At 48.3% G+C, this 24,081-nt stretch carries 20 protein-coding genes and 2 pseudogenes; 13 read left to right on the plus strand and 9 right to left on the minus strand.

Annotated elements, in window-relative coordinates:
* Positions 1-185 precede the first annotated feature (185 nt).
* Positions 186-332 (minus strand): hypothetical protein, encoded by a 147-nt coding sequence (locus tag NG833_RS18460; RefSeq protein ID WP_254566742.1) that lies wholly within the window; start codon positions 330-332, stop codon positions 186-188.
* A gap of 750 nt (positions 333-1,082) precedes the next feature.
* On the opposite strand from NG833_RS18460, the gene NG833_RS18465 reads away from it, so the two are divergent.
* Positions 1,083-1,643 (plus strand): Npun_F5560 family protein, encoded by a 561-nt coding sequence (locus tag NG833_RS18465; RefSeq protein ID WP_254566743.1) that lies wholly within the window; start codon positions 1,083-1,085, stop codon positions 1,641-1,643.
* The gene (locus NG833_RS18470; RefSeq protein ID WP_254566744.1) at positions 1,636-2,352 is read left to right on the plus strand and encodes a hypothetical protein; all 717 of its coding nucleotides are present in this window, start codon (positions 1,636-1,638) and stop codon (positions 2,350-2,352) included. The genes NG833_RS18465 and NG833_RS18470 overlap by 8 nt, the downstream gene beginning before the upstream one ends.
* Positions 2,353-2,474: 122 nt before the next feature.
* Here NG833_RS18470 and NG833_RS18475 read toward each other — a convergent pair whose 3' ends face one another.
* Together NG833_RS18475 and NG833_RS18480 are read right to left on the minus strand one after the other, a co-directional pair.
* The gene (locus tag NG833_RS18475) at positions 2,475-2,846 is read right to left on the minus strand and encodes an STAS domain-containing protein (protein WP_254566745.1); all 372 of its coding nucleotides are present in this window, start codon (positions 2,844-2,846) and stop codon (positions 2,475-2,477) included.
* A gap of 586 nt (positions 2,847-3,432) precedes the next feature.
* On the minus strand, positions 3,433-4,638 hold the full coding sequence (locus NG833_RS18480) for an argininosuccinate synthase (protein WP_254566746.1): 1,206 nt from the start codon (positions 4,636-4,638) through the stop codon (positions 3,433-3,435).
* Positions 4,639-4,877: 239 nt separating this feature from the next.
* Here NG833_RS18480 and NG833_RS30500 point away from each other — a divergent pair, with 239 nt between their 5' ends.
* Complete coding sequence (locus NG833_RS30500; protein ID WP_256556054.1) at positions 4,878-5,009, plus strand: hypothetical protein; 132 nt, start codon at positions 4,878-4,880, stop codon at positions 5,007-5,009.
* Between the two features lie 125 nt (positions 5,010-5,134).
* Here the strand turns inward: NG833_RS30500 and NG833_RS18485 are convergent, their stop codons facing one another.
* Positions 5,135-5,533, minus strand: coding sequence for a response regulator (locus NG833_RS18485; RefSeq protein WP_254566747.1), 399 nt, complete (start codon positions 5,531-5,533; stop codon positions 5,135-5,137).
* A gap of 255 nt (positions 5,534-5,788) precedes the next feature.
* Positions 5,789-6,652, minus strand: a complete 864-nt coding sequence (locus NG833_RS18490) for an EamA family transporter (RefSeq protein ID WP_254566748.1) — start codon at positions 6,650-6,652, stop codon at positions 5,789-5,791.
* A gap of 127 nt (positions 6,653-6,779) precedes the next feature.
* Between NG833_RS18490 and NG833_RS18495 the strand changes: the two genes are divergently transcribed.
* From NG833_RS18495 to NG833_RS18525, 7 genes and pseudogenes are all read left to right on the plus strand, one after another.
* A complete protein-coding gene (locus tag NG833_RS18495; RefSeq protein ID WP_254566749.1) occupies positions 6,780-7,886 on the plus strand; it encodes a TRAP transporter substrate-binding protein in 1,107 nt (368 codons plus the stop codon).
* Between the two features lie 334 nt (positions 7,887-8,220).
* Positions 8,221-9,363 carry a glycosyltransferase gene (locus tag NG833_RS18500; protein WP_254566756.1) on the plus strand — a complete coding sequence of 381 codons (1,143 nt, stop codon included), beginning with the start codon at positions 8,221-8,223 and terminating at the stop codon, positions 9,361-9,363.
* A 337-nt stretch (positions 9,364-9,700) separates the two neighbouring features.
* Positions 9,701-10,405: a sugar transferase gene (locus NG833_RS18505; protein ID WP_207087562.1), complete on the plus strand. Its 705-nt coding sequence runs from the start codon at positions 9,701-9,703 to the stop codon at positions 10,403-10,405.
* A 460-nt stretch (positions 10,406-10,865) separates the two neighbouring features.
* Positions 10,866-11,444, plus strand: a pseudogene (locus tag NG833_RS18510) (GDP-mannose 4,6-dehydratase); the annotation flags it as partial.
* 768 nt (positions 11,445-12,212) lie between these two features.
* Positions 12,213-12,926 (plus strand): GDP-mannose 4,6-dehydratase, encoded by a 714-nt coding sequence (locus NG833_RS18515; RefSeq protein ID WP_256556058.1) that lies wholly within the window; start codon positions 12,213-12,215, stop codon positions 12,924-12,926.
* A gap of 115 nt (positions 12,927-13,041) precedes the next feature.
* The gene (locus NG833_RS18520; protein ID WP_254566750.1) at positions 13,042-13,986 is read left to right on the plus strand and encodes a GDP-L-fucose synthase; all 945 of its coding nucleotides are present in this window, start codon (positions 13,042-13,044) and stop codon (positions 13,984-13,986) included.
* A gap of 150 nt (positions 13,987-14,136) precedes the next feature.
* Positions 14,137-14,733 (plus strand): 5-formyltetrahydrofolate cyclo-ligase, encoded by a 597-nt coding sequence (locus tag NG833_RS18525; RefSeq protein WP_254566751.1) that lies wholly within the window; start codon positions 14,137-14,139, stop codon positions 14,731-14,733.
* Positions 14,734-14,898: 165 nt separating this feature from the next.
* Here the strand turns inward: NG833_RS18525 and NG833_RS30505 are convergent, their stop codons facing one another.
* Both NG833_RS30505 and NG833_RS30510 read right to left on the minus strand, forming a co-directional pair.
* A complete protein-coding gene (locus NG833_RS30505) occupies positions 14,899-15,021 on the minus strand; it encodes a hypothetical protein (RefSeq protein ID WP_256556055.1) in 123 nt (40 codons plus the stop codon).
* Between the two features lie 271 nt (positions 15,022-15,292).
* The gene (locus tag NG833_RS30510; protein WP_256556056.1) at positions 15,293-15,415 is read right to left on the minus strand and encodes a hypothetical protein; all 123 of its coding nucleotides are present in this window, start codon (positions 15,413-15,415) and stop codon (positions 15,293-15,295) included.
* Positions 15,416-15,488: 73 nt separating this feature from the next.
* Between NG833_RS30510 and NG833_RS18530 the strand changes: the two genes are divergently transcribed.
* Positions 15,489-17,396: a SpoIIE family protein phosphatase gene (locus tag NG833_RS18530; protein WP_254566752.1), complete on the plus strand. Its 1,908-nt coding sequence runs from the start codon at positions 15,489-15,491 to the stop codon at positions 17,394-17,396.
* Between the two features lie 181 nt (positions 17,397-17,577).
* Positions 17,578-18,438 carry a carbohydrate ABC transporter permease gene (locus NG833_RS18535; protein ID WP_254566753.1) on the plus strand — a complete coding sequence of 287 codons (861 nt, stop codon included), beginning with the start codon at positions 17,578-17,580 and terminating at the stop codon, positions 18,436-18,438.
* A 31-nt stretch (positions 18,439-18,469) separates the two neighbouring features.
* Here the strand turns inward: NG833_RS18535 and NG833_RS18540 are convergent, their stop codons facing one another.
* On the minus strand, positions 18,470-21,016 hold the full coding sequence (locus tag NG833_RS18540) for an HD family phosphohydrolase (protein WP_254566754.1): 2,547 nt from the start codon (positions 21,014-21,016) through the stop codon (positions 18,470-18,472).
* Positions 21,017-21,312: 296 nt separating this feature from the next.
* Positions 21,313-22,215, minus strand: a complete 903-nt coding sequence (locus NG833_RS18545; RefSeq protein ID WP_254566755.1) for an ADP-ribosylglycohydrolase family protein — start codon at positions 22,213-22,215, stop codon at positions 21,313-21,315.
* A gap of 261 nt (positions 22,216-22,476) precedes the next feature.
* Here NG833_RS18545 and NG833_RS18550 point away from each other — a divergent pair.
* Positions 22,477-23,797, plus strand: a pseudogene (locus NG833_RS18550) (transposase); the annotation flags it as partial.
* Between the last annotated feature and the right edge of the window lie 284 nt (positions 23,798-24,081).

Consider the following 24,081-nt stretch of genomic DNA (forward strand, 5'->3'; position numbering starts at 1 on the left):
TGGATGAAACGCTAAAAACGTTAATGACTACATTGTAGCACTAAGGGATAGGCAAGGGATAGGCGGTTAAAACCGCTCGTTCGTTTTTCCTCTGCGCTCTAAAGATGCGCAGTTCCCAAACTCTCGGACTTTTCTGATGGATTCATAATTCCCCTTAGAGGTGGTCATCCAACATTCAGCATTTTCTACATCCTGATTAAACCTGGCGATCGGCCAATTTTACTCACCCCGTCGGTGAGGACCCGTGCTAGACAACTGGACTGCTGCTGTTTTTGTTTCCGGCTAAGAGCTATTTTAACTTTTTTTTGCTTCATCGCAATAGCTACAATCATAACTATACCTAATCAATCAGTCAAGCTCGGGTAAAAATTGTGTAAAGATTTATGGAGGGCGGGAGGCCCCTACCCTCGGACTAGGGGTCGGGTGCAGAAACCGGGTTGATCGCCTAGATTTTGGTGTCGATCGCCGAGATTTTGTCAGGACTTAGGCATGATTTCAGATAAAAATCTAAATGTAGGGTTGATTCGCGAATCAACCCTACATTTAGGGGATTGCAAAATATAAATCCTCCAAACCTTCAACTGAAAGGAAGGTATCTGTCGGAGTAAATGTGCAGGCCCAAGAGGGCGTATGCAATACGCCCCTACATTGACGGGGTTACTCCGTTGATCCGTCCTACATTTAGGGGATTGCAAAATATAAATCCTCCAAACGTTCAACTGAAAGGAAGGTATCTGTCGGAGTAAATGTGCAGGCCCAAGAGGGCGTATGCAATACGCCCCTAAATGGACGGGGTTACTCCGTTGATCCGTCACTACGAACGAACGGTTTGGAGATTTTATTTTTTGGAGTTCCCTTAGCTGGATCTGGGTAAGTCCTCCGGCTTTTCAGGAGCCTGGAGCCACCCAAGTTCCGAATCAAATGCTGAAGTTTCTTAACAGAATGTTTAAAATTAGTGCCAATCTCGAACTGAAATGGTAAATTAACACAGAACACCGATTGGGGGAGGATGACGATCGCCCCCACTTCCGCTAACAATTACATAAACTGATATTTAGTTCATTAAGGAGCTGCGAACGATCGTGAGCCAATCAGAAGCCCCCAACCTACATTCCTTACAGGCGGAAGTGTCTCAACTGCGCGAAGAGTTGCAGATGCGGGACCAGCTTGTTGAACAACTCTCCCAAGAACTCTTTCGATTAGTCAAGGGCAATAACACCCTGCTACCATCGTCTCAAGATGTCCCCGAGGAATATCTGGCTCAAATGCGGTCCTTGCGCGAACAACTGCAAGGGGTGGAGGAGCAAGTCAGCTTTTACCAAGAGCAGATGGCTCAAAAAGATGGGGAGGTTTATCATCTGCGCCAATCGGTTCAGGAATTGACCGATCGCGCCCGGATGCTGGAACAGGTGGTCCAGGAATTACCGGAAATTTATCGGCAGAAGTTCGCCGATCGCATGGAAGAGGTCAAAGACAAGGTGGAACGCCTACAACGGGAAAACCGCCAACTCCATGCCGAACTCCAAAGTGTCAGCTATCGCTTGGCCGTTAGAAGCAAGCGCAAGAACGGACATCTGGAGTTGCCTAGCATTTCCGGTGGCGAGGGTGGCGATATCAGTTTACCGTCCTTGGGTAATGCCTAGTCAGGTCTGGATTATTGTTGAGGATGAGGCGTCAGCAATGGGGTTCCCCGGTGCTGACTCCCAGGCGATCGCCCGGATGGTAGAAGCCCTCCAACAGGCGATCGCTCAAACCCATCCCAATTGTGAGGTGCAGGTTGTTTCACCTTCTCACCTAAGAACCTTGCCTACACCGGATAGTGAGGTTCTGCATAGTGAGGTTCTGCTTTGTCCCTTGACCTTGAATCTCCCATACTCGCTAATCGTGGCGCTACCCCCCCTCTATTATGGCGCTTGTCAGGATGTAGAATCGTTGCGCTGCGCGCTCGACGAACGGTGGCAGGTGGCAACGGGGACAGGTAACCTGTGGCTGCCGGTGGTGCTGACGGCCAAAGGTCCGATTTATGGGGAGGTGATCGGACTGGCGGACGAGAAACAACCGGGCTGTGAAGGGATAGTCCAGTACATCCAGCCGGTGCATTTGCCCGACCGTTGGCGACAAACCCTTTATGCCTTGGCACGAAATCTGCTTCAGTGGATAGGAGCGCCCCCGGCAACCTATTTAATTCAGTTTGGATGGGATGAGCAGGGTCTATGGTTTGATCGCCTCTGGCCGTTTCCAGGCATTCCCGCCCTAGCCAGTTTGGGCGTTCAAGACCCGGATTTGTTCACCTGTCATTGGTACTGCTTGACCCGACAGCCGATTTATGACCTCACGATTGTTCCTGATTGAAAATGAGGCTAGTTAAGTGATGCTTTTCCAGAAGGGACGGCAAATTGAGAGGGAAAATTACCCCCTCGCCTCAAATGAATGATTGATTGAGATAACACCCAGATGGTTAGAAGCAGAACGAGTTACGCCGCAGCGAGGTCAGAATTGGGACTAGAGGAGGACAATTCTGGGGCGATCGCCGCCAGCGCGGCTTCCTGGGTGTCAAAAATCTCAAAGATGCGATCGAGCTGAGTAATTTCAAAAATGACCCGAACAGGGCTTTTCAGGTTGTAGATGATCAGGCGAGATCCATGCTCTCTAGCGGTTCTCAGGGCCGAAACCAGGGTAAATAATCCAGAACTGTCAATCAGATCCACCTGACTCATGTCAATCGCGAATAACGTCGGGCGATCGTACTGAGCAACAGTTTGTTCGATGCTCGCGAGGGTTGCTTCATCTAAACAGGCTTGGGGCTGAAATACGATCGGCTGACGGATGGCTTGAGAGGACTTCATCGGTTTACCTCAAAAAATATCTTAATTAGGACTTGATAATTAAAGACGCACTGAAGACAGCAGCACGGTATTTGTTCCAGCATCCCTCCAATTTGTCCGATGAGGGTTGTCACCCATCACCGCTTGGTTGTGAATTCAATCACTCCGAACGCGAAAGTGACCGATACTGGCTCTAATCAGTCCAATTGTAAGCGCTCTACTCATTCAGAGTAGGTAGCATACAACACGCTTTTAAAATTTAATATAATTAACCTGTGTTTTGATAAGGTAACACCACAGAACATTCACCCGCATCACCCGCAGGGATGGCGATCGGCATGACAGCAGTTGTAGCGGCAATCCCCTCTTATATAGCGCGTCTTGCAGCAGTCTAACAATAGGAGTAGGGTGGGCATTGCCCACCGTAACTAAAGTAACTAAAGGTGGGCAATGCCCACCCTACAATTGCTCCCAGTTTTTTAAGAAATTATCCAATCCATGTAGACGCGCTATATATTGAATAACCGAATAATTAAATAACACCGATGGCAAAAGGCAAAAGATAACGCGATTCTTTTGCCTTATTACCATTGATTAAAGGGTTAAATTAGTTGCCTCTAACCTTCTCAGACCAAATCCGAGTGGGCAGACCCCAGACATAGATAAACCCTTCTGCTGCTTTATGGTCGAAGGTATCATCCGCCCCATAGGTCGCCAGATCCGGCGCATAGAGAGACTCATTCGACTTGCGTCCGACAATATTCGCCGTTCCCTTGAACAGTTTAATCCGGACCGTGCCCGAGACTCGCTCTTGGGTCTTTTCGATGAACGCATCCAGGGCCATCTTCAGGGGACTGTACCACTGACCGTTATAAACCAATTGGCTGTAGGTTTCTTCGATGCCGCGCTTGTATTGGGTGACATCTTTGGTTAGGGTGAGACTTTCGATATCTCGGTGAGCTTGAATCAGGACCAGGAGAGCCGGAGACTCGTAGATTTCGCGAGATTTAATGCCCACCAGACGATTTTCGATCATATCGATGCGTCCGACCCCATGACGACCCACCACGTCATTCAACTCCGTAATCAGGGCCACGGGAGAGAGGGCCTTGCCATTGACATGGGTGGGGAGACCTTGCTCAAAGGTGATTTCCACATATTCCGGTTCATTCGGAGTATCGGCGATCGCCTTCGTCATCACATAGATTTCTTCTTCCGGTTCCGTCCAGGGGTCTTCCAGGGGACCCGCTTCCACACTCCGTCCCAACAGATTGCGGTCAATACTGTAGGGAGAGGACTTTTTAACGGGAGTGGGGATGCCAAACTTTTCACCATAGGCAATGGTTTCTTCCCGACTCATGCCCCATTCCCGGGCCGGTGCGAGGACCTTGATATTGGGATTAAGAGCGGCGATCGACACATCGAACCGCACCTGGTCATTACCCTTGCCTGTACAGCCGTGGGCCACCGCATCGGCCCCATATTTTTCTGCCGCCTCCACCAGGATTTTGGCGATTAGGGGTCTAGCTAAGGCCGTTCCCAGGGGATAACGGTTTTCATACAGAGCATTGGCTTGAATGGCGGGAAAAGCATAATCTTTGACAAAGATTTCCGTCACGTCTTCCACCAGGGAGATACTGGCACCGGAGGTTAGAGCCTTTTCCTTAATCGGGCCAAGTTCTTCACCTTGTCCCAAATCTGCCGCTAGGGTAATCACGTCTTCAACGCCCCACTCTTCTTTTAAGTAGGGAATGCAAACGGAGGTATCAACTCCTCCAGAATATGCCAGGACGACTTTGGTAGCGCGACCCATTACTTTTTGCCTCTACTGCAATACCGATCAACTGTTCATTATTAACCAAGTTCTCCGGATTTCATAGCCTTTTTGTCAGGGATTCCCTAGATTTGTGTTGGAGGGATTTGGAGTTTTAGAGGGGAGATTTTAGGGTTTAGGGTTTAAGTTTGATCCCGGGGATTGAGACCTTGGGGAGAGAGGGTGACTCAAGGGGGTGAATATCCGGGGGAGAGGGTTTGAAGAGAACTGACCTGGGAATGGAATCAACCGCTGCGATCGCCGGGATGAGAACTGGGATCAAAAGTAGCAACAACTCGCCGGTTTGCCCCAGCAGTAGTCTGCGATGGCAAGGGCAATGTTCTGGGATTGGGGGAAAGGCGATCGCCTAATTTTCTCCTCGGGAGTGTTCCTAGGCAATCCCACCGGATCTGGCTCATCCGTGTTTTAGGGACAATCCACCCATCGGGGAATCCCCATTCACGCTGAATGGGGAAAAAGAGCTGCTTTCTTAAAATTATGCGCTTTGCTTGTTAGTTTGGTATATTTCAGCCGCCTTTTGAACAAGTGCCTTGAGGTCCTGAGTATCAAACGGTTTACTGATGCATTTAAAAACATTAGCTTTATTCATCATGTCTTCCGAGGCTTCTAGGGCATCCTCACTGTACCCGGTTAACAGAATGCCAATGGTATGGGGGAAACGGACTCTCGCCTTGCTCAACAGTTCCAGACCCGTCATCTCCGGCATACTCTGGTCCGTAATAATCACCGCCATTTCCCCTTCTGAATCCAGCAGGGCGATCGCATCGAGAGGGCTTTCTGCTCTGTGTACTTGAAATTCACGGCGAAACGTCCTGTACAGTAAATCCAGGTTGTCTCGCTCATCATCCACTACCATGAGTCTAAGTTTGGACATAGATTAAAGTTGCTCCAGCCATCTCTACTTTCCCATTTTATTCGGATTCGGAGAAACTCTCGCAGAACCGATCGCGAACGAGAGACCACAGCTTGAGTGCAGCACCCTCCTCTTGGCATCTCAGAATAGCACTACGGGTCTATTTTCTGGTCTGCCTTCTATTTTTCTTATTTTACCGGGGAATGTCCCCCGGTTGAGAAGGACCGAAAAAACTGACCCCCTCTGGGATTGCCCAGGGGACTCAGATCCCCGGGGTTAAAACAGCGTCATTAAGACCACTCCTAACAGCATTGTTGTGGCCCCCCAGAAGCGATCGCGAATCCCGGACTCGTGAAACAGGAACTTACCCCACAACACCCCAAATAGAACGCTAGTGCGTTTAATGGCGATCACCTGAACCACCAGGGTTAGTTTCAATGCCTGCATTTGAAACAGGACTGCGATCGCCGTACAGAGTCCCATCAGACTCAACCCCAGCCAATGTTTCAAAATCTGACCCCCTGGATCCTTAGACTGGGAGAATATTAACGGAAATTGCAACAAGGCGATCGCCGAGAACACCGCAAAACTCCAAAATAGCGGCGAAGAATTTTGGACCCCCACCTTATCCACATTAGAAGTAATACTCCACAGGAACGCCACCAATAACATTAACTTTGGCCCCGGTTCTCTCACCAGCGCCTGAAACGGCGCAAAATATCCCCGCCTGCGGTCCTGGAGATTTAACAAATAAGACCCCCCGACAATCAACCCAATTCCTAACCCATCCGCCCAACTGAGCCATTCCCCCACAATAATCGGAGAAGTAATCGCCATAAACAGGGGAGAAAAGGCAATCAGGGGTAAACAGAGGGATAAATCTGAGGTACTAATCGCCTGGATATATAACAGAAAGGCGATCGCATTCAGCACACTGCCCACCCCCAGGGCAACCCAAAATTGACTGCCCAACTCGGGAATTCCCCCCAAAACTTGCACCGGCAATAACACCAACGCCGTAAAAAAGGACCAAGACCAAGCCACAATCGGGGCATCAATATTGCGTAGGGTTCTTTTCCCTAAAACATCCTTGAGCGACGTAAAAAAAGCCGTCGAAATTGCTAAAAAAAACCAGAGCATGGGGAGTTTAGAGTTTAGAGTTTCAATGGGTGATAAAATCAGTATCCCGGACCAACCTTCACAACGTAGATCATCCGGTGTTTGCCACCGCAAAACCCTCAACCCTCCTGCAAGGTAAAAACAGACTATGAAACGTAGAAAACTCATCGGTCATGGGGCCATAGGTGCCCTGAGTGCCGCTGCCGCCACCGCCTGTAGTCCCGCAGCCCAAGGCCCTGCCGCCTCTCGGGATAGTTTGCCCAGAATTCGCTGGAATATGGCCACCAGTTGGCCCGCCTCCCTGGATACCATCTATGGGGGCGCGCAAACCATCGCCCGACGGGTCGCCGAAATGACCGATAACCGCTTTGAGATTCGCCCCTATCCTGCGGGGGAACTGGTCCCGGGATTACAGGTCCTCGATGCGGTGCAAAGTGGCACCGTCCAATGCGGACATACTGCCGGTTATTATTACATTGGCAAAAATCCCGCCCTCGCCTTTGCCACCTCGGTCCCCTTCGGATTAAATGCCCAACAGCAGAATGCGTGGCTGTATCATGGCGGGGGATTAGAGGCCATGCAGAGACTGTATAGCGATTTCAATATTATTAATTTTCCCGCAGGCAATACCGGGGTGCAGATGGGGGGCTGGTTTAAGCGTCAAATCAACAGCGTCCAGGACCTGAATGGGTTAAAAATGCGGATTCCAGGACTGGGGGGACAGGTGATGGAAAAATTGGGGGTGAACGTCCAGGTGTTGCCTGGAGGGGAAATTTTTCTCGCCTTGGAACGAGGGGCGATCGATGCAGCGGAATGGGTTGGCCCCTACGATGACCTCAAATTGGGATTAAATAAAGCGGCACCCTTTTACTATTATCCCGGCTGGTGGGAACCAGGACCGACCTTGGATGTGTTGGTGAACCTGTCCCAGTGGAACCAACTGCCCCAGGATTATCAAGAAATCTTCAAAACGGCGGCGTATGAGGCGAATTTGAATATGCTGGCTCAGTATGAAGTGCTCAATCGCGAAGCTCTGGCAACTTTAAAAGCTGGGGGGACTCAGTTACTTCCCTACAGTCAAGAAATTATCGACGCGGCGAAGAAAGTCACTTTTGAGTTGTATGAAGAAAATGCAAGTCAAGATGCCACCTTTCGCGGGATTTATGAACAATGGAATACATTTCGCGAGGAAATATACCAATGGACGGCGATTACGGAGTTGAGTTATAGCAATTTTGTGATTCCCAAACCTTAAGGAGGTAGGAGGCAGAGTCTGGGAACGAGGGAAAAGAGACCTAACCCCCCAACCCCCTTCCCTACAAGGGAAGGGGGAGAAAGACTTTTATTGACCTGATTTGGCATTCCCCACGCAGAGTCTGGGAATGAGGGAAAAGAGACCTAACCCCCCAGCCCCCTTCCCTACAAGGGAAGGGGGAGAAAGATGTAATAATCTCCTTCTAACAATAAAAAAATTGGATTATTCTCCCTCTCCTCTTAGGAGAGGGCCGGGAGAGGTCAGGGCGGTTTTCAGGCAAAATTGAGATGGTCCGAAGAGAACGAGAAGAGATTTGCTAGATCCGGCGGATTTGATGGTAAAAAATTATGCTTTGGTGCATGAATGGCTGACGCCTTATGCCACTGGAGGTTCCGAATTAGTGGTGAAAGAGATTCTCAAGGCAGTGGATGCGGATTTGTATGCGTTGATTGATTTTGAATCTACAAATCCTGAGAGTTATTTATTTAAAAGGCAGATTGGTTCAACCTTTTTGCAACAGTTTCCACTGGCAAAAAAGGGGGTGCAAAAATATTTACCCTTGTTACCTCTGGCGATTGAACAGTTAGATTTGCGTGAATATTCGGTGATTTTATCTTCGTCTCATGCGGTGGCGAAGGGGGTGCTGGCGGCCCCGCATCAGATGCATATCTGTTACTGCCATACACCGATGCGCTATGCCTGGGATTTAACTTTTGATTATTTACACAATAGTGGGGCGGGGCGAGGATTGCCGGGAGTGTTGACGCGGTATTTGCTGCATCGATTGCGACAGTGGGATGTGATTTCGGCGAATCGGGTGGATTATTTTATTGCCAATTCCCAGCATACGGCGCGGCGAATTTGGCGCTGTTATCGGCGGGAAGCGGCAGTGATTTATCCGCCGGTGAATGTGGAGCGGTTTCGGTTTGAACCTCAGAAGGAGGATTTTTATGTAACCGTGGCGCGGTTGGTGCCTTATAAGAAGGTAGCGACGATTGTGCGGGGATTTAATCAGTTGGGGAAACGGTTGGTGGTGATTGGGACGGGTTCAGAGTTGGCAGAAATTCGGGCGATCGCCGGTCCAAATGTGGAGGTGTTGGGGGAACAACCGGATGCGGTGGTGGAGGACTATATGGCACGAGCGAAGGCGTTTGTTTATGCCGCCTGCGAGGATTTTGGCATTGCCTTAGTGGAGGCGCAAGCTTGTGGGACTCCGGTGATTGCCTATGGGGCGGGTGGGGCGTTAGAGACGGTTCTGGATATCCGAAACCATCCCTCTGAGGGGACTGGATTATTTTTTGGTCAGCAAACCGAAGGGGCATTAATGGAGGCGGTGGAGCGCTTTGAAGAGTTGCGATCGCAGTTTAATCCCCAGGCGGGGCCCGAACAAGCGTCCAAATTTGCTCCCGAGGTGTTTCAGGAGCGTTACCGCCATTTTATCGATGAGTGTTATCGGGAATTTATGACGAAAGCTTGATAAAAATTCAGGTTTATGGTATATGGGTAAACAAGACTTGCTGGGACCCTTTAAGTTGGGCGATCGCACTATTAAATCAGCCAAACAATCTGCTTTCGCTTTCTTTCCATCCCCTGTATCAATAATCTGCTATTTGCAAGGATTGAGGCGATGAGGGTGTAATCAACTCCTCCTGACGGGAAGTAAATCGGCATGAATCGCGCAGACTCAGCAGGACAGGCACTTTGAAAGAGTCGGTTTTGTCTGGGTGTCTGTGACCTGAACTCTCCAGACGCGGTGCAAAACGTCTGAAGGCTTTACAATCAGGACTGTGTGTGGTGTGAATTAAAGGAGTAAGATGACTGCCGATAGCCAACTCATCTCCGGCAAAGTGATTCGGGCGGTTGCCAGACGGACTTTTTGGCCTTTCGTCCTGAGTGGGATCAACGGAGAATTTTCCAAGCGGCTGTTCGACGTTGTGTTTTCCCTGTGCGTTCTAATCGTGTTTTCCCCGGTTTACGCGATTTTGGGTCTGCTGATTTACATTAGCTCCCCCGGCCCAATTTTTTATGTGCAGGAGCGCGTTGGCAAGAACCGCCAAAAATTCGGATGTATTAAATTCAGGACAATGGTGCTCAATGCCGACGAAGTTTTGCTGGATATTATGGAAACTTCCCCTCATCTGCGTCAAGAATTTGAGGATAATTTCAAACTCAAGCAAGACCCCAGAATTACTTGGATCGGTCATTTTCTAAGAATCACTAGCCTGGATGAATTTCCCCAATTTTGGAATGTTTTGAAAGGTGAAATGAGCGTGGTTGGCCCTCGCCCCTTAGTGGTTGAGGAATTGCCAAAATATGGCCGATATATCGATAAAGTCCTCACCATTAAACCCGGAATTACCGGACTCTGGCAGGTCTCTGGTCGAAATGACATTCCCTATCCCAAACGTATCCAAATTGACGTTTATTATGTCAATTTTAAAAACTTGTGGATGGACCTGTGGATTGTCTTAAAAACCCTTAAAGTGGTGCTGTTCCCTAAAAATAATGGGGCGTATTAACGGGCCTTGTTGCTCTGAGCTGCATCAGCGCTCTTGCTGGTGCAGTTCACCCCCTTTAACAAACCGACTGCAGTCGGGAATTATGCTGAGGACGTAAGGCTTCAGCAAATTTTTTGCATTTCTACCCCAAACCTCGGGGGAAAATTCAAGGAAACGGTGACAGTTGCTACCCCGAGGAAGTACAATCCAGTAACATCCGGTAACGGAAACCGGACGACTCGATTTACAAAAAGTTCGCCAAAAGTTCGCCAAAACTATGCCAAAACTATAGGGTTCCTTCACATTAACTGCCAAAATTCACGATAAAGTGAAAGACTGATTTGATAAATCCCCCCTGAGCGAAAATTCCCAGGATAGGGGTCAAAACTAAAGAATCATTAGGGTGCGGTTCAGTACAGACTCAGGCGATCGCCACTTTGAGTCCAAAGACTTAACTTGAGGTTGAGAGGAAAAATCAAAAATGACGCAGCAACGTAAGCGGGCATTAATCACCGGCATCACCGGCCAAGACGGTTCTTACTTAAGCGAATTATTACTAGAAAAAGGCTATGAAGTCCACGGGATTATCCGCCGGACTTCCACCTTCAATACCGACCGGATTGACCATCTTTATGTGGACCCCCATAGTGAAGCCGCCCGGTTATTTCTCCATTACGGCGACTTAACCGATGGGGTCACTCTCCGCCGGATTCTCGAAGAAGTTAAACCCGTTGAAATTTACAACCTGGGCGCTCAATCCCATGTCCGAGTCAGCTTTGACTCCCCAGAATACACCGTGGATACTGTGGCAATGGGAACCCTGCGCCTATTAGAAGCAATCCGCGACTATCAACATCGCACCGGGATCCAAGTCCGGTTCTATCAAGCGGGTTCCTCGGAAATGTTTGGTAAGGTCCTGGAAGTCCCCCAGAAGGAAACAACCCCGTTTTATCCCCGGAGTCCCTATTCCTGCGCCAAAGTTTACGCCCATTGGCAAACGGTCAATTATCGCGAATCTTATGATTTATTTGCCTGTAATGGCATCCTGTTTAACCATGAATGCGTGATTGATAACACCCCCGTATTCATTCGTCAGGATGGATTAATTGACCTGGTACCCATTGCGGAAATTGTCCCCCATCACACCGATGCAGGTCACAAAAATCGATATACCACGGACATTAGAGACGGCAACGGGTTGGAAGTCTGGGATGCTCAAGGGTGGGTGCAAGTGACTTGCATGACCGCCACTTGGAATGGGGCCACAGCACAACCCAATAAAACCGTACATCGGATTGCGGCAGAGGGTGCGGTTTATCATGCCACCAGGGATCACGTTGTGTTTGTGCAACAGGGCGAATCGGCAGTGGAAAAACCTGCCGGTGAGGTCAAAGTTGGGGATTCCTTGGCGTTGATTGATTTGCCGCAGTCGCCGGAACAACTTGATCTCACTGAAACTGAGGCATGGTTACTCGGGGTACTTGTTGCTGCCGCAGAAATTGATAACTCAAGTCAAGTAACTTTGACAATTCCGGACAGCGCTGTAGGCGATCGCCTCGCCGCCTCTTGGCGAAAAGTCTCCGGTGGAAATTGCGATCGCCTTGCCGCATCCCGTCTCCAGCTATCCGGCAACCCGGCCTACAGTGACTACTTGCGGTCCGAACTGTACAGCAAATCCCAAGACAAACGCATTCCCAAGCGGATTCTCAACGCAGGCGATCGGGAACGTTTAGCCTTTTTAGATGGATTTAAAGCCGTTTCTCCCCTCGCTGGAGACAGTTTCACCGTCCAAACTCCCTCCGCCCTCCTCGCTGCTGGACTCTACTGGATGTCCATTACCACCCTGGAACAACCCGCCTGGATTGCCACCGAATCCCAAGGCGACGGGTTTCAGTATCAAATTCACATCAACGCCACCCCACCCCAAGGCACCACCCGCGCCCAAGTTGTCACCGCTGAACCCATCAACTATCAAGGATGGTTATTTGACTTAGCAACCACCAGTGGCACCTTCCATGCCGGAGTCGGCCAGGGCTGGATCCATAACTCCCCGCGACGGGGCGAAACCTTCGTCACCCGCAAAATTACCCGCGCCGTCGCCCGCATCGTCGCCGGAAAGCAGAAGAAACTCTTCCTCGGTAACCTGGATTCCAAACGGGACTGGGGCTATGCCAAAGACTATGTTCGCGCCATGTGGTTGATGCTGCAACAAGATCAGCCGGATGATTATGTCGTTGCCACCAATGAAACCCATACCATCCGCAAATTTTTGGATTTAGCCTTTAATTTCGTTAACCTGAATTGGGAAGATTATGTGGAATTCGACCCCCGCTACCTCCGTCCTGCGGAAGTGGATTTATTAATTGGCGACCCCAGTAAAGCGAAGGAAAAATTAGGATGGGAACCTTCGATTACCTTTGAACAATTGGTCGCTTTAATGGTGGATTCCGACCTCAAGGCGATCGGGGTAGAATCTCCCACAGGACAACCGATTATCGATCGCGCCTTCATCCGCCAAGACAGTGGGCACATGGTGGACTAATTCTCCACCCAATCCAGTCCCCTCCCCGGTGTCTTGGGGAGGGGGCCTCTTCCTCAAGCAAGCTAACGTGCGATCGCCGCCTCGTTCAAGTATTAAGTATCAGAGGTCAAGCTAAATGGAATCATTAGACTTAAAAGAAAAACGCATTCTCGTCACCGGAGGGGCCGGATTTTTAGGTCGGCAAGTCATCGACCAATTAACCCAAAATGGGGCTGACTCAGATAAAATTACCGTTCCGCGATCGCGTGATTCTGACCTGCGAATCATGGAAGTGTGTCAGCAGGTCGTCCAACAACAAGATATTATCATTCACCTCGCCGCCCATGTCGGTGGAATCGGGTTAAACCGCGAAAAACCCGCCGAACTCTTCTATGACAACTTGATGATGGGGACACAACTCATTCATGCCGCCTATCAAGCAGGCGTGCAAAAATTTGTCTGTGTCGGCACCATCTGTGCCTATCCCAAATTCACCCCGGTCCCCTTCAAAGAAGATGACCTCTGGAATGGCTATCCAGAAGAAACCAATGCGCCTTATGGGATTGCCAAAAAAGCCTTATTAGTCCAACTGCAATCCTATCGACAACAATATGATTTTAACGGCATTTATTTACTGCCGGTTAACTTATATGGACCGGAAGATAACTTCGACCCCAGCAGTTCTCACGTCATTCCCGCCTTAATTCGCAAAGTTCATGAAGCCCAAGAACGGGGAGATAAAGAATTAGTAGTCTGGGGCGATGGTACCCCGTCTCGGGAATTTCTCTACTCCACCGATGCCGCCCGAGGGATTGTCATGGCTACCCAATCTTACCATAAATCTGACCCGGTTAATCTGGGAACGGGATATGAAATTACCATTCGCGACTTAATTGAACTGATTTGCGAATTGATGGGATTTGAGGGAAAATTGGTTTGGGATACCGACAAACCCAATGGTCAACCTCGCCGCTGTTTAGATACGGAACTGGCTAAAAAAGAGTTTGGATTTACGGCAGAGGTTGGGTTTAAAGAAGGCTTGCAAAAAACCATTGCTTGGTATCGGGAAAATGCGGCTTAGGTAGCAATTTGGGTGACTAGAAACGGCTAATGATAGCGGATTATCCTGTTTTTAGAATACCCCCTCAATGTAGAGGCGATTCGCGAATCGCCTCTACATTATTATTCAGGATTTAATGTTTAGAATTTGTGCAATTACGGTCACAATTTTATGATTGACAATTCCCAAATTTCTCTCGATCCTCAACTAGAGAAAGCCCAACTCAGACTCAAGTTACTCCAAAAGCGGAAAGCACTTTCTCCAGAAGAATGGCAGGAGAAAAGTCATCGCCTTTGTTGCCATTTAAAATCCTCGGATTTATATCAGCAATCCCTAAAGATTTTAGCCTATATTAGTTTTCGCCAAGAACCGGATTTAAGTTCTTTATTCACCGACACCAATCATCAATGGGGACTGCCTCGTTGTGTTAACAAGCAGTTAGTTTGGCATCGCTACAGTATTGGGGATACGCTACAACCGGGGAAATATGGAATTTTAGAACCGCTACCGGATGCGCCTATCTTGACACCGGAGGAAGTGGATTTAATTTTAGTCCCATCGGTAGGATGCGATCGCCAGGGGTATCGCCTCGGATATGGCGGTGGATTTTACGATCGCCTGCTATCTCTTCCCCAATGGCAATCTAAACCCACCGTAGGTATTTTATTCAATTTTGGCGATTTACTGGACTTACCCATCGCCTCCTGGGATAAACCCTTGCAGGGAGTTTGTACAGAAGTCGGATTGAGACAAATCCCATCGGAATGAGAGGGAGTAGATGGGAGAGAAACCCCGGTTTTTCGGGAAAAATTTAAGGTTTTATTACATTTTTTTATTTGTCATTTGTAATGGTTTTATTTGGACTAAGGGGGATGTAAACTTTAGGATTAATCAATATTCTGGCTTCCTGAAATGGCTAGAAATTGTTGATAACTACCACCAATTTGTGACCCATTTCCAGGAGGCGATCGGTGATTCAGGAATTGTATCCGTATAACAACAGTGCCAACCTGTGGGAATTGAAATCCAGCAGGCGATCGCCGTTACTGCAGCCAACTTACGCGAAAGCGACATCTTCGCCAGGGTCAGCGGATCTAATTGGGGATAAATTGTACTGGAACACCAGAAATTATTGCCTTAAAAAAGAGCAGTCTTCCGTCCAACTCCCTCCTATTTTCACTGACTCCATCCGGCAGAGGTCGAAACTCTTGACCCCGTGGGATCGAGGAGGATAAAATCAATAATAGGTGTAAATTCCTTTATTGATCGGAAAATAAGCAAGCTAAACGGTTCTCAAGCAGGGTGCAAACTGGATGAAACTGGTAAATTAAAGGTTAGGCGATCGCCCTTCGGCAAAGGAGAAATTTCCCCAAGGTTTGGCTGATTCCTGGGGGAGGCGTCCGATCGCATTCCCGAAAATTTGAAGGGAGAATCGGATTGAATGATTCATCCCGATCAACGGGGAGGATTGATCCCTCTCCCATTTAACCTCTAATCTCCTCTACCCCTGGAGAGTATCAATTATGGTCGCGTTATTATTTAAAACCAGTCTGCGTTTGCGATTGACCCTATTAATTTCTGGATCCGTTGTTCTTCCCATGTTTGGAACTCTGCTGATTGCCAGCTATCAAGGGAGTCAAATTCTCCGGCAGGAGGCGGAAGAAAAACTGATGTTGCAAGGGCAGTCTCTGGCCCATAAGGTAACCCAATGGGATGAGAAAGTCGTGCAAATCCTGAAAAATTTGAGTTTGCAACCGGCTATCAAGAATATGTATTGGGAAGAACAAGAACCCGTTTTACAGGCAGGGATTGCCGTGTATCAAGATATTTATCTGATTAACACCCTGGATACTGATGGATTTAATGTGGCCCGCAGCGATGGCAAACCCTTCATTGACTATGGCGATCGCGAGTATTTTAAAAATGCGATCGCCGGACAAGAAGTCTCCCGAGAAATCCTCTTAGGACGAACCTTAGACAAACCCGCTATTGTTTTTTCCACCCCCATTAAACAGACATTCTATGGTGAGGAACCGGAAATCGTGGGCGTTCTCGCCTTAGCCATGACTCTCACAGAAGTCACTGAACAAGTCCAAGCCATTCAGGTGGATGAAACCGGGTATGCATTTGTCGTAGATTCCCAGGGAAAAATCCTCGCGCATCCTCACTCACATCAATTTAAAGCTTTACAAGACTTTCATGACTATCCCCCGGTCAAATCTCTACTGAACGGTCGTTCCGGTTTACTGATTTTTGAGGATAGTGACCAGAATGAATGGGTCTCTTACAGTATCCTCTTATCCAACGGATGGGGGGCGATCGTTCAACAAGAAAAATCAGAAATTTTAAGTCAAGTTCAGCAATTCTGGCAATTTTCCGTCTTCCTTGCTGTGGGTGTTCTCATCGCTGTGAGTGGAATCACTTGGATGATTGCAACCCAAACTATCCAACCCCTGCGCCAGTTAAACCGGGCGGTTCAATTAACGGCAAAAGGAGATTTAACTCAGTCTGTCATTGCTAAAAAGCACGATGAAATTGGCCTACTGGCCAAATCTTTTAATGCAATGGCTCACCAACTCAAAGATTTGTTTGACCAGTTAGAAGAAAAGGTCAAAGAACGCACGAAGGAATTAGCCAAAGCCAATCAACTCATCACCGCTTTAAATCACAAACTCACCCTTGAGAATGGCCGCATGGAAGCCGAACTGCTGATTCTCACGGAAATTCAGAACATGGTGTTACCGAAACCCGAAAAACTGCAAGGCATTGAAGAACTGGATATCGCCACTTATATGCAATCTGCCACAGAAGTGGGGGGAGATTATTACGATATTCTCCCCCATCCAGGAGGGATTACCTTTTGCATTGGGGATGTCACCGGACATGGCTTAGAAAGTGGAATTTTAATGGTAATGACTCAAGTCGCGGTCCGCACCTTAATTGAATTGGAAAGCTATGACTTCGTGGAGATATTAAAAACTTTAAATAAAACTTTGTTTAAAAATATCGAGCGCATGAACAGCGATAAAAGTATTACTTTGTCTCTGATTAATTACGCCAATTCAAACTTAACTATTAGTGGTCAACATGAAGAGGTGATTATCGGTCGAGCCAACGGTACGCTTGAGCGAATTGACACGATGGATTTAGGCTTACCCATTGGACTCGAAGAGGATATCACCGCATTTTTAAATTACCTAACTCTTGAACTCGGACCCGGGGATGGAGTCGTGCTTTATACTGATGGTATTACCGAAGCTCGGAATCAGGCCAAACAAATGTATGGAATTGAGAGATTTTGTGATGTTTTGAGGGAAGCTTGGTCTCACTCCTCGGAGGACATCAAACAGGCGGTTTTAGTCGATTTTAATCAGTTTATTGGAGAGGTTGCTTTAACTGATGATATTACTTTGGTAATTTTCAAGTGTTAAGAGTCTATAAAAAATGGAACTTTAAATCAGGGTGCTATCCGATTCGATTCAACGATTTTTTGCAAAAATTGACAAATACTAAAATTGGGATAGAAATAGAATAACCCTAATTTTTGTGTTAAAATATTCCCGTTTAAATCACTTTAATTGTCTTTATTCTCAACTTTAAAGGCTCACCTCTATGAAAGATTCCCTCAAGCTGACCGCTTCGCGTCAAACCCAGTCCCGATGGAAACGGTTGGCCCTCTATGCCCTGTTGAGTGCAGTCGCCTTCCTCACCCTCCTGCCTTTACTTTGGCTGGTAAGTACCGCCTTCAAATCCCCGAGTGAAAACATCTTTCAAGTTCCTCCGCAATTCCTACCGGGCGAACCCACTTTCCAGAACTTTGTTCGGGTCTGGGAAGCGAGTCCCTTCGGACAATATCTGTTTAATAGCACCCTAGTTGCGGTCCTAACAGTGACCTTTAATCTGATATTTTGTGCTTTAGCGGCTTATCCCCTGGCGCGATTAGAATTTCCGGGCCGGAATCTAATTTTTTCCGGGATAGTCTCGACGATTATGATTCCTTTTCAAATCGTGATGATTCCCTTGTATATTTTAACTGTCCAATTGGGATTAAAAAACACTTATTTAGGGATTATCTTCCCCTCTCTCGCCTCAGCCTTTGGCATCTTTTTGTTACGCCAAGCCTTTCAAGGGGTGCCGAAAGAGTTAGAAGAAGCAGGACGAATGGATGGCTGTTCAGAATTAGGGATTTGGTGGAATGTGATGATTCCGGCGGTGAGACCTGCGCTGGTGACGTTAGCGCTGTTTGTCTTTATCGGGTCTTGGAGTGATTTTCTGTGGCCGTTACTGGTCATTGACCGCCCAGAATTTTATACCTTACCCCTAGGGGTGGCGCGATTAGAAGGGACATTTTCCTTAGATTGGCGGTTGATTGCGGCAGGGTCAACGATCGCCGTCGCCCCAGTCTTACTCTTATTTCTCCTCTTGCAGCAATACATTGTCCCCACGGATGCCGGGACTGGAGTCAAAGGTTAAGTATAAGCAGGGGGTTAATTTCCCCCTCCCCTTACTTAGACTGGAGAGAAAGCGCCGCTTTGGGATAGGCAATCCGTTTGTGATTGAACTGTTGCCAAACTCTCACAAAAATTTCGGCAATTTTCGGCATTTCTTCCCGTTTCAGACCGGACTCACCCAGTTGATTGTCTTGCCACCGGGCTTTGAGAATTTTATTCACCATATTCAGGGCTTCCTCTGGGGTAACATCTTTGAGACTGCGTAAGGCTGCCTCACAAGAGTCCGCCAACATGACGATCGCCGTTTCCCGAGACTGGGGAATCGGTCCATCATAGCGGAAATCTTCATCCCGGACTTCTCGCCCCTCTTGTTCCGCACGTTGTTTCGCTTGATGATAAAAATAAGCAATCAACATCGTGCCTTGATGTTCGGGAATAAAGGCTTGAATCGCTTTCGGTAAACGGAATTTCCGCGCCATCACCAGCCCTTCGCTGACGTGCTTTTTAATAATCGCCGCACTTTCCCAAGGGTCATCAATTTCATCATGTTTGTTCGGTCCTCCCATTTGGTTTTCAATAAACCCTTGGGGGTCGTGCATTTTACCGATGTCATGATACAGGGTACCCGTGCGAATCAATTCCACATTACAGCCGAGTTCCTTGGCGGCAGCTTCGGCGAGGGTGGCGACAAACAGGGTATGTTGGAAGGTCCCCGGCGCTTCGGAAGCCAAGCGTTTTAAGAGAGGGCGATTGGGGTTCGCCAGTTCTGCCAGACGGATGGGGGTTACCAGGTCAAATAGATGTTCGAGGTAGGGACTCAAGCCGAGGGCGACAATACTCCAGGAGACCCCAGCGATCGCCTGAATCCCAGCGGCCCCCAAAATCGTGTACCAGATGGTCCCGGCAGTGGCACTGGGAATCAGGGTCCCAACCAGGTAAACTCCCCCTTGGGTTAAACCCGCCACACCCCCAACCATTGCCAGTTCTTCTCGCGATCGCATTCGTCCGGCTAGAATGCCACTGATGATACCCGCCGCCGCATTCGCCAGTAAATAAGTCCACTCGATTTCAATCCCCAGGGGTAAGAGCATACTCAGAAGTCCCACAACGGTCCCCCCGAGGAAAGACCCATAGAAACTACCGAGTAATAAGCCGACTGCCGGTAAGGTGGTGTAAGGGACCCCCAGAGAAATCAGCAGGGGGGCCGTCAAGGACAGGAGTAACACCAGACAGCGATCGCGCCGTCGTAACTTCGGATGAACCCGCCGTTCCGTCAGCCAAAAAATCCCCACGGCGATCGTCACCGTTCCGCCAAACCCAAAGAGTCCCAGCCAATTAATTTCCCGGCGACTCATATCAAAGCGATCGAGAAGCACAAATTGCGACTGCGAAATTGGTTCGCCTTGTTCAATAATCACCTCCCCGGCTTCAACGCTGACAAACACTGGCTTGACTTCCAGGGCCGCTTGTTCAGCGCGAACTCGGGTCCGTTCTAAATCTTTAGTTAAATTAGGTTGCAGGACCTCTAACAGCAAAGTCTGAGAGAGTTCCACGGCCCCCTGTGGGACCTGACCCTCTAACTGAATCATCACCGCCATTTGCAGAATATTTTTGGGCAGTCCCTGGGGAATCCCTTGGGACAACATCCGCTGTAAGGCATTGTGGAGACCTAATTGAGTTTGAATCCACTCTTCATCGGAGAGTTCAAATAAGTTGAGCCCGTAAATATGGGTTGAGGCGATACTGGTGGTATCGGCGATCGCCGCCACCGCTAAACGGTAGGTTTGACGCGCCTGGGAAATTTGCTCAATCAAGGTCGAAAACGCCACGGACCCCCCGCGTTTGCGGTAGGCTTGCAGTTCCATCACCGCTTGCTGTCCGGAGTCCGTTAACAGACCCCGTTCGACCGCCCAAGCTGTCCGAGATGAGTTATTGGGGTCGAGGTCCTCAACTGAATCCCTGGGGAGTTCTACCAGGGGTTCATCTTCTCCGGCTGCCCTCACCACTGCGTTATATTCCCACTCTTGCGCCTGTCTGAGATAAAGCTGGGTGGAAGTAGACAAGATGCTGGTATCCACAAAGGGAAATTGTCCCCCGACTTGGCGCAATTGAGTCCCTTCGTCCAACACTCGTTGCAAGACTTTCTCAATTTGCTGAGATACGGGGCGATCGATCATTAAAACTGGACTGGACCCAATGCGGGCCGCCCTGCGATTGTCTTCGGTGGTTTTGGTGTCCTCTACCCTAGCATCGTCAGGGGCGATAAAGGTTTGTGGGGCAATGGTGCCTACATCCAGTTGGGGCTGATTGTAAAAGCGCTGTCCGATGGTTGCGGTGAGGCAAGTCACCGCCAGCAGAACCGCTACAGGTGAATGGACTGTGCTATTCATCCGAGATTGAAGTCCCTTTTTCCAAGCTGTCGGTTCGGTCGAACCTTGACGGGGAGGGGCGGGTAACTCGTGGGGCCTAGATGGAGGGGACCCTTGAGGGAGGGTCCCACTCTTCAGCCGATTGCGGTCGGAAAGATTGCGCGAGTAAATGTTGGCGCAATCTTTTCCCCATTGTTCGAGTTGCCGAGTCAGCATCTGAATTGATCTCATGGATCTCTCGTGCCTGTTCTAAAATAGAGGATTGCTAGGAGTAGAAGGCAAGGCTTTATGCAATATTATAGAGGCAGTCTTCCGAAGCCTAAATCTTCACCCCCACTGCCGGGGATCGGTTCGGTCAATCCAGATGCGGGGGGGTCAAACCCGCATCCTTTGCTGAGGGCATCCGTTCTGGATGAGATCGAGCGGACCCAATCCTGGGGTTTTGGGCTGTTTTGAACGTGGCGAATGAGTGGAGATTTTTTTAAAAAAATCCGATTTTTTGGGTCTTCCTCTAGGGAACTGGGGTCTTAGAGTGGCCAGGGACGAATGACATTTGGTGCAGCCACAGCGCGAAAATGAATGGCTTCTTCCGGTTGATGGTGAGCATCATAGACCCCAGACCAAGTGGCGAGAAGGCGATCGCCTAGGTGAAAGCTTTTATCCGTTGGCAATGGACCCTGTTGCCAAGTCCAGGGGATGCCCGGAATGCTATTATAAGCCCCGGACAACATTCCCGTAATGACGGTTGTCACACCGGATTGACTCCCCGTGCGCGTAGCCCGACTGATGGATAATCGGAAGTCTTCTAGGGTACTCAGAAAGCAGTAAAAGCCTAGGGCAAAGGGGAGGGTGGCGGTCCCCTCAGTCCGGGTCAATTGTTCTCGAACCCGTTCTAAGCTGACTCCTTCGGCGAGGAGGGTTTCAACAATGGCCAGTTGGATAACCAGAGGGGATGGACTTTCCTGAAGATAAGCAATGGTTTCTCCAATCAAACTGTGCCGGTTCAGCCGTTCCGTCAAACTGGCGGCGATCGCATACCCCAGGGCCAACAGTCCATCTCTTTCGGCTAAGGGGATTGACAAAAGGTCACTAATCTGATATAGGGTGGTTCTCAAAAATTCTAATTGTTCATGATAGAAGAGGAGAATCGGAAGCACAGCCATCAGGCGATCGCTCTCTAAGATTGCCGTTGCTTCAATTCCTTCGGACCGTTGAGACACCGAGGCGACTGCCTCAAACCAGCTTGAGGCGTCAAATCCCCCCTTTTGAATTAAACTTTTCCCACTCGCCACCCAGTATTCATTTTCCCCTGGCCTCGGGCGCACCTCAAGCCGAGGTCCGCTCAAGGAAATCACACCGCTGCCTATCCCATAGCCTATATTAGCACCGAGTAGGGTTCCCTGAAACCGACTTAAAACTGAATATCGCATTCCGATCACAATTGTCCGTGAATATTAGATAGAGCGAGTCTCCATCAGTTTGTTATAGAAGCCGTAGCGAGCAAGATGCTCCCACTCCTTAAATTGTATTGCCCTTGATCAAGAAGCCGATCGCATTCCACTTCTATTTAGTCAGCATAGCACCTCAAAAATAAACCCTCCTAATGGTCAATACCTTCGCCAAAAAAAAGGGAGGGCCAACGTAGTACACTTGTTGTTTACCACAACCACAAATGAGCCCTACATTAGCCCATGAAAGACATCTTACCACTTTTACAATGCCTCAGCCCAGTCATAGGGACCACAAGTGTCCGTCAATTAAGCCGGATTGCTAAAGCCATACTGGCAATGGAGGGCCGAGTGACCATGTTGGGGATTTCTCGTTGGATCCCAATTGGGGGCAGTTATCGCACGGTACAACGATTCTTTTACACGATTTTACCTTGGGCCACAATGTTGTGGGTATTTTTTCGTCCTTCATTTGTTCAAAAAAGATGACATTTATTTGCTCGTTGGCGATGAAGTGGTTGTCACCAAAGCTGGAAAAGAAACTCACGGTCTTGAGCGATTTTTTTCCAGCTTATACGGCAAGCCAGTGCCGGGGTTATCTTTCTTTGCTTTGTCTTTAGTTAGCGTTCAATAAAGAAAATCTTTTCCCATTCATATAGAACAAACCATAAAAACTCCCGAAGAAAAAGCGGCAGCCCTAGAGAAAAAGCAAGCTAAATCCCAGGAGAAAAAATCAGCAAAAAATTATAAATCAGGCCCCCCAGATGAAAGTAGCCTTCAGGATAAGGGGGATAAAGCTCTAGTCAAAAATAAAGGAGGCCGACCCCCCGGGAGCAAGAATAAAGACAAAACACAAGTAACTTTTACTCCAGAGTTAGTGCGGATTAAGGCAGCAATTGCTCGATTGCTGGGCTGTATAAATCAATTATTCCCTTTGACGTATTTATTGCTGGACCGACATTTCGGAAATAATAACGCCTTGCAAATGGCTCGTCAATTAAAACTTCATTTAATTTCTAAATTGCGCCAAGACTCCGCTTTGTATTTTCCTTACAAACCCTCTAATCCAGAACAAAAAACTAAAGCCAAGTATGGACCCAGGCTTCATGTTGGTCAAATTCCCGCCCAGTATTAAAAAAAAAAGACAACGGACAAAAACAAAATCACGACGGAGATTTATCAAGCGACTCTTCTACACAAAGAATTTGCCCAAGATTTGAATGTCGTGATTATAGTAAAAACCAACCAACGGACTTCAAGCCAAAGCCATGTCATTTTATTCTCCAGCGATGTGAACTTAAGTTGTGAAAAAATAATTGATTATTATGGACTGCGATTTCAAATAGAATTTAACTTTAGAGATGCCAAACAATTTTGGGGCCTAGAAGACTTTATGAATATTAAGGAGACCGGGGTGACGAATGCAGCCAATCTTTCCTTTTTTATGGTGAATTTATCCCATTATCTGTTAAGGGTGACCCAGAAGGGGCCTCTGTGCAGTGTTCTGGATCTCAAAAGTCAATTTAGAGGTGATCGATATGCAGAAGAAACCATAAAACTGCTTAGGGTATTCCAACAAATAAATCATCCTTGCTTTGATGCGATCACACCTAACAAGGCTCTTTTAGCCCGCGCAGGCGGGCTTTGTCCGTGTAGCCCCACCCTTTAGGGTGCGGGTTTTTTGGGGATTTTATTTTTTGGAGTTCCCTTACCTTAGTTCAGATACCCGCAAGGTCACAAGAAACCTATTTTAAGTTTCAACCTCCATTCTGGTTTTTACAATGCACTCTACTGGTAGAACGATATGAGGTCCCTCCCCCAGAATAGAGGTCCCGGTTTTAATGCGAT

The sequence above is a fragment of the Oscillatoria sp. HE19RPO genome, assembly GCF_024220515.1.
Lineage (GTDB): Bacteria > Cyanobacteriota > Cyanobacteriia > Cyanobacteriales > Laspinemataceae > Laspinema.

Coding starts and splice junctions, on each gene's coding strand:
- NG833_RS18500 (WP_254566756.1), top strand. CDS start 8,221: ATGGTAAAAAATTATGCTTTGGTGCATGAATGGCTGACGCCTTATGCC.
- NG833_RS18520 (WP_254566750.1), top strand. CDS start 13,042: ATGGAATCATTAGACTTAAAAGAAAAACGCATTCTCGTCACCGGAGGG.
- NG833_RS18480 (WP_254566746.1), bottom strand. CDS start 4,638: ATGGGTCGCGCTACCAAAGTCGTCCTGGCATATTCTGGAGGAGTTGAT.
- NG833_RS18540 (WP_254566754.1), bottom strand. CDS start 21,016: ATGAGATCAATTCAGATGCTGACTCGGCAACTCGAACAATGGGGAAAA.
- NG833_RS18525 (WP_254566751.1), top strand. CDS start 14,137: ATGATTGACAATTCCCAAATTTCTCTCGATCCTCAACTAGAGAAAGCC.
- NG833_RS18485 (WP_254566747.1), bottom strand. CDS start 5,533: ATGTCCAAACTTAGACTCATGGTAGTGGATGATGAGCGAGACAACCTG.
- NG833_RS18515 (WP_256556058.1), top strand. CDS start 12,213: ATGTCCATTACCACCCTGGAACAACCCGCCTGGATTGCCACCGAATCC.
- NG833_RS18460 (WP_254566742.1), bottom strand. CDS start 332: ATGATTGTAGCTATTGCGATGAAGCAAAAAAAAGTTAAAATAGCTCTT.
- NG833_RS18495 (WP_254566749.1), top strand. CDS start 6,780: ATGAAACGTAGAAAACTCATCGGTCATGGGGCCATAGGTGCCCTGAGT.
- NG833_RS18505 (WP_207087562.1), top strand. CDS start 9,701: ATGACTGCCGATAGCCAACTCATCTCCGGCAAAGTGATTCGGGCGGTT.
- NG833_RS18535 (WP_254566753.1), top strand. CDS start 17,578: ATGAAAGATTCCCTCAAGCTGACCGCTTCGCGTCAAACCCAGTCCCGA.
- NG833_RS18530 (WP_254566752.1), top strand. CDS start 15,489: ATGGTCGCGTTATTATTTAAAACCAGTCTGCGTTTGCGATTGACCCTA.
- NG833_RS18545 (WP_254566755.1), bottom strand. CDS start 22,215: ATGCGATATTCAGTTTTAAGTCGGTTTCAGGGAACCCTACTCGGTGCT.
- NG833_RS18475 (WP_254566745.1), bottom strand. CDS start 2,846: ATGAAGTCCTCTCAAGCCATCCGTCAGCCGATCGTATTTCAGCCCCAA.
- NG833_RS18490 (WP_254566748.1), bottom strand. CDS start 6,652: ATGCTCTGGTTTTTTTTAGCAATTTCGACGGCTTTTTTTACGTCGCTC.
- NG833_RS30510 (WP_256556056.1), bottom strand. CDS start 15,415: ATGAATCATTCAATCCGATTCTCCCTTCAAATTTTCGGGAATGCGATC.
- NG833_RS30500 (WP_256556054.1), top strand. CDS start 4,878: ATGGAATCAACCGCTGCGATCGCCGGGATGAGAACTGGGATCAAAAGT.
- NG833_RS18470 (WP_254566744.1), top strand. CDS start 1,636: ATGCCTAGTCAGGTCTGGATTATTGTTGAGGATGAGGCGTCAGCAATG.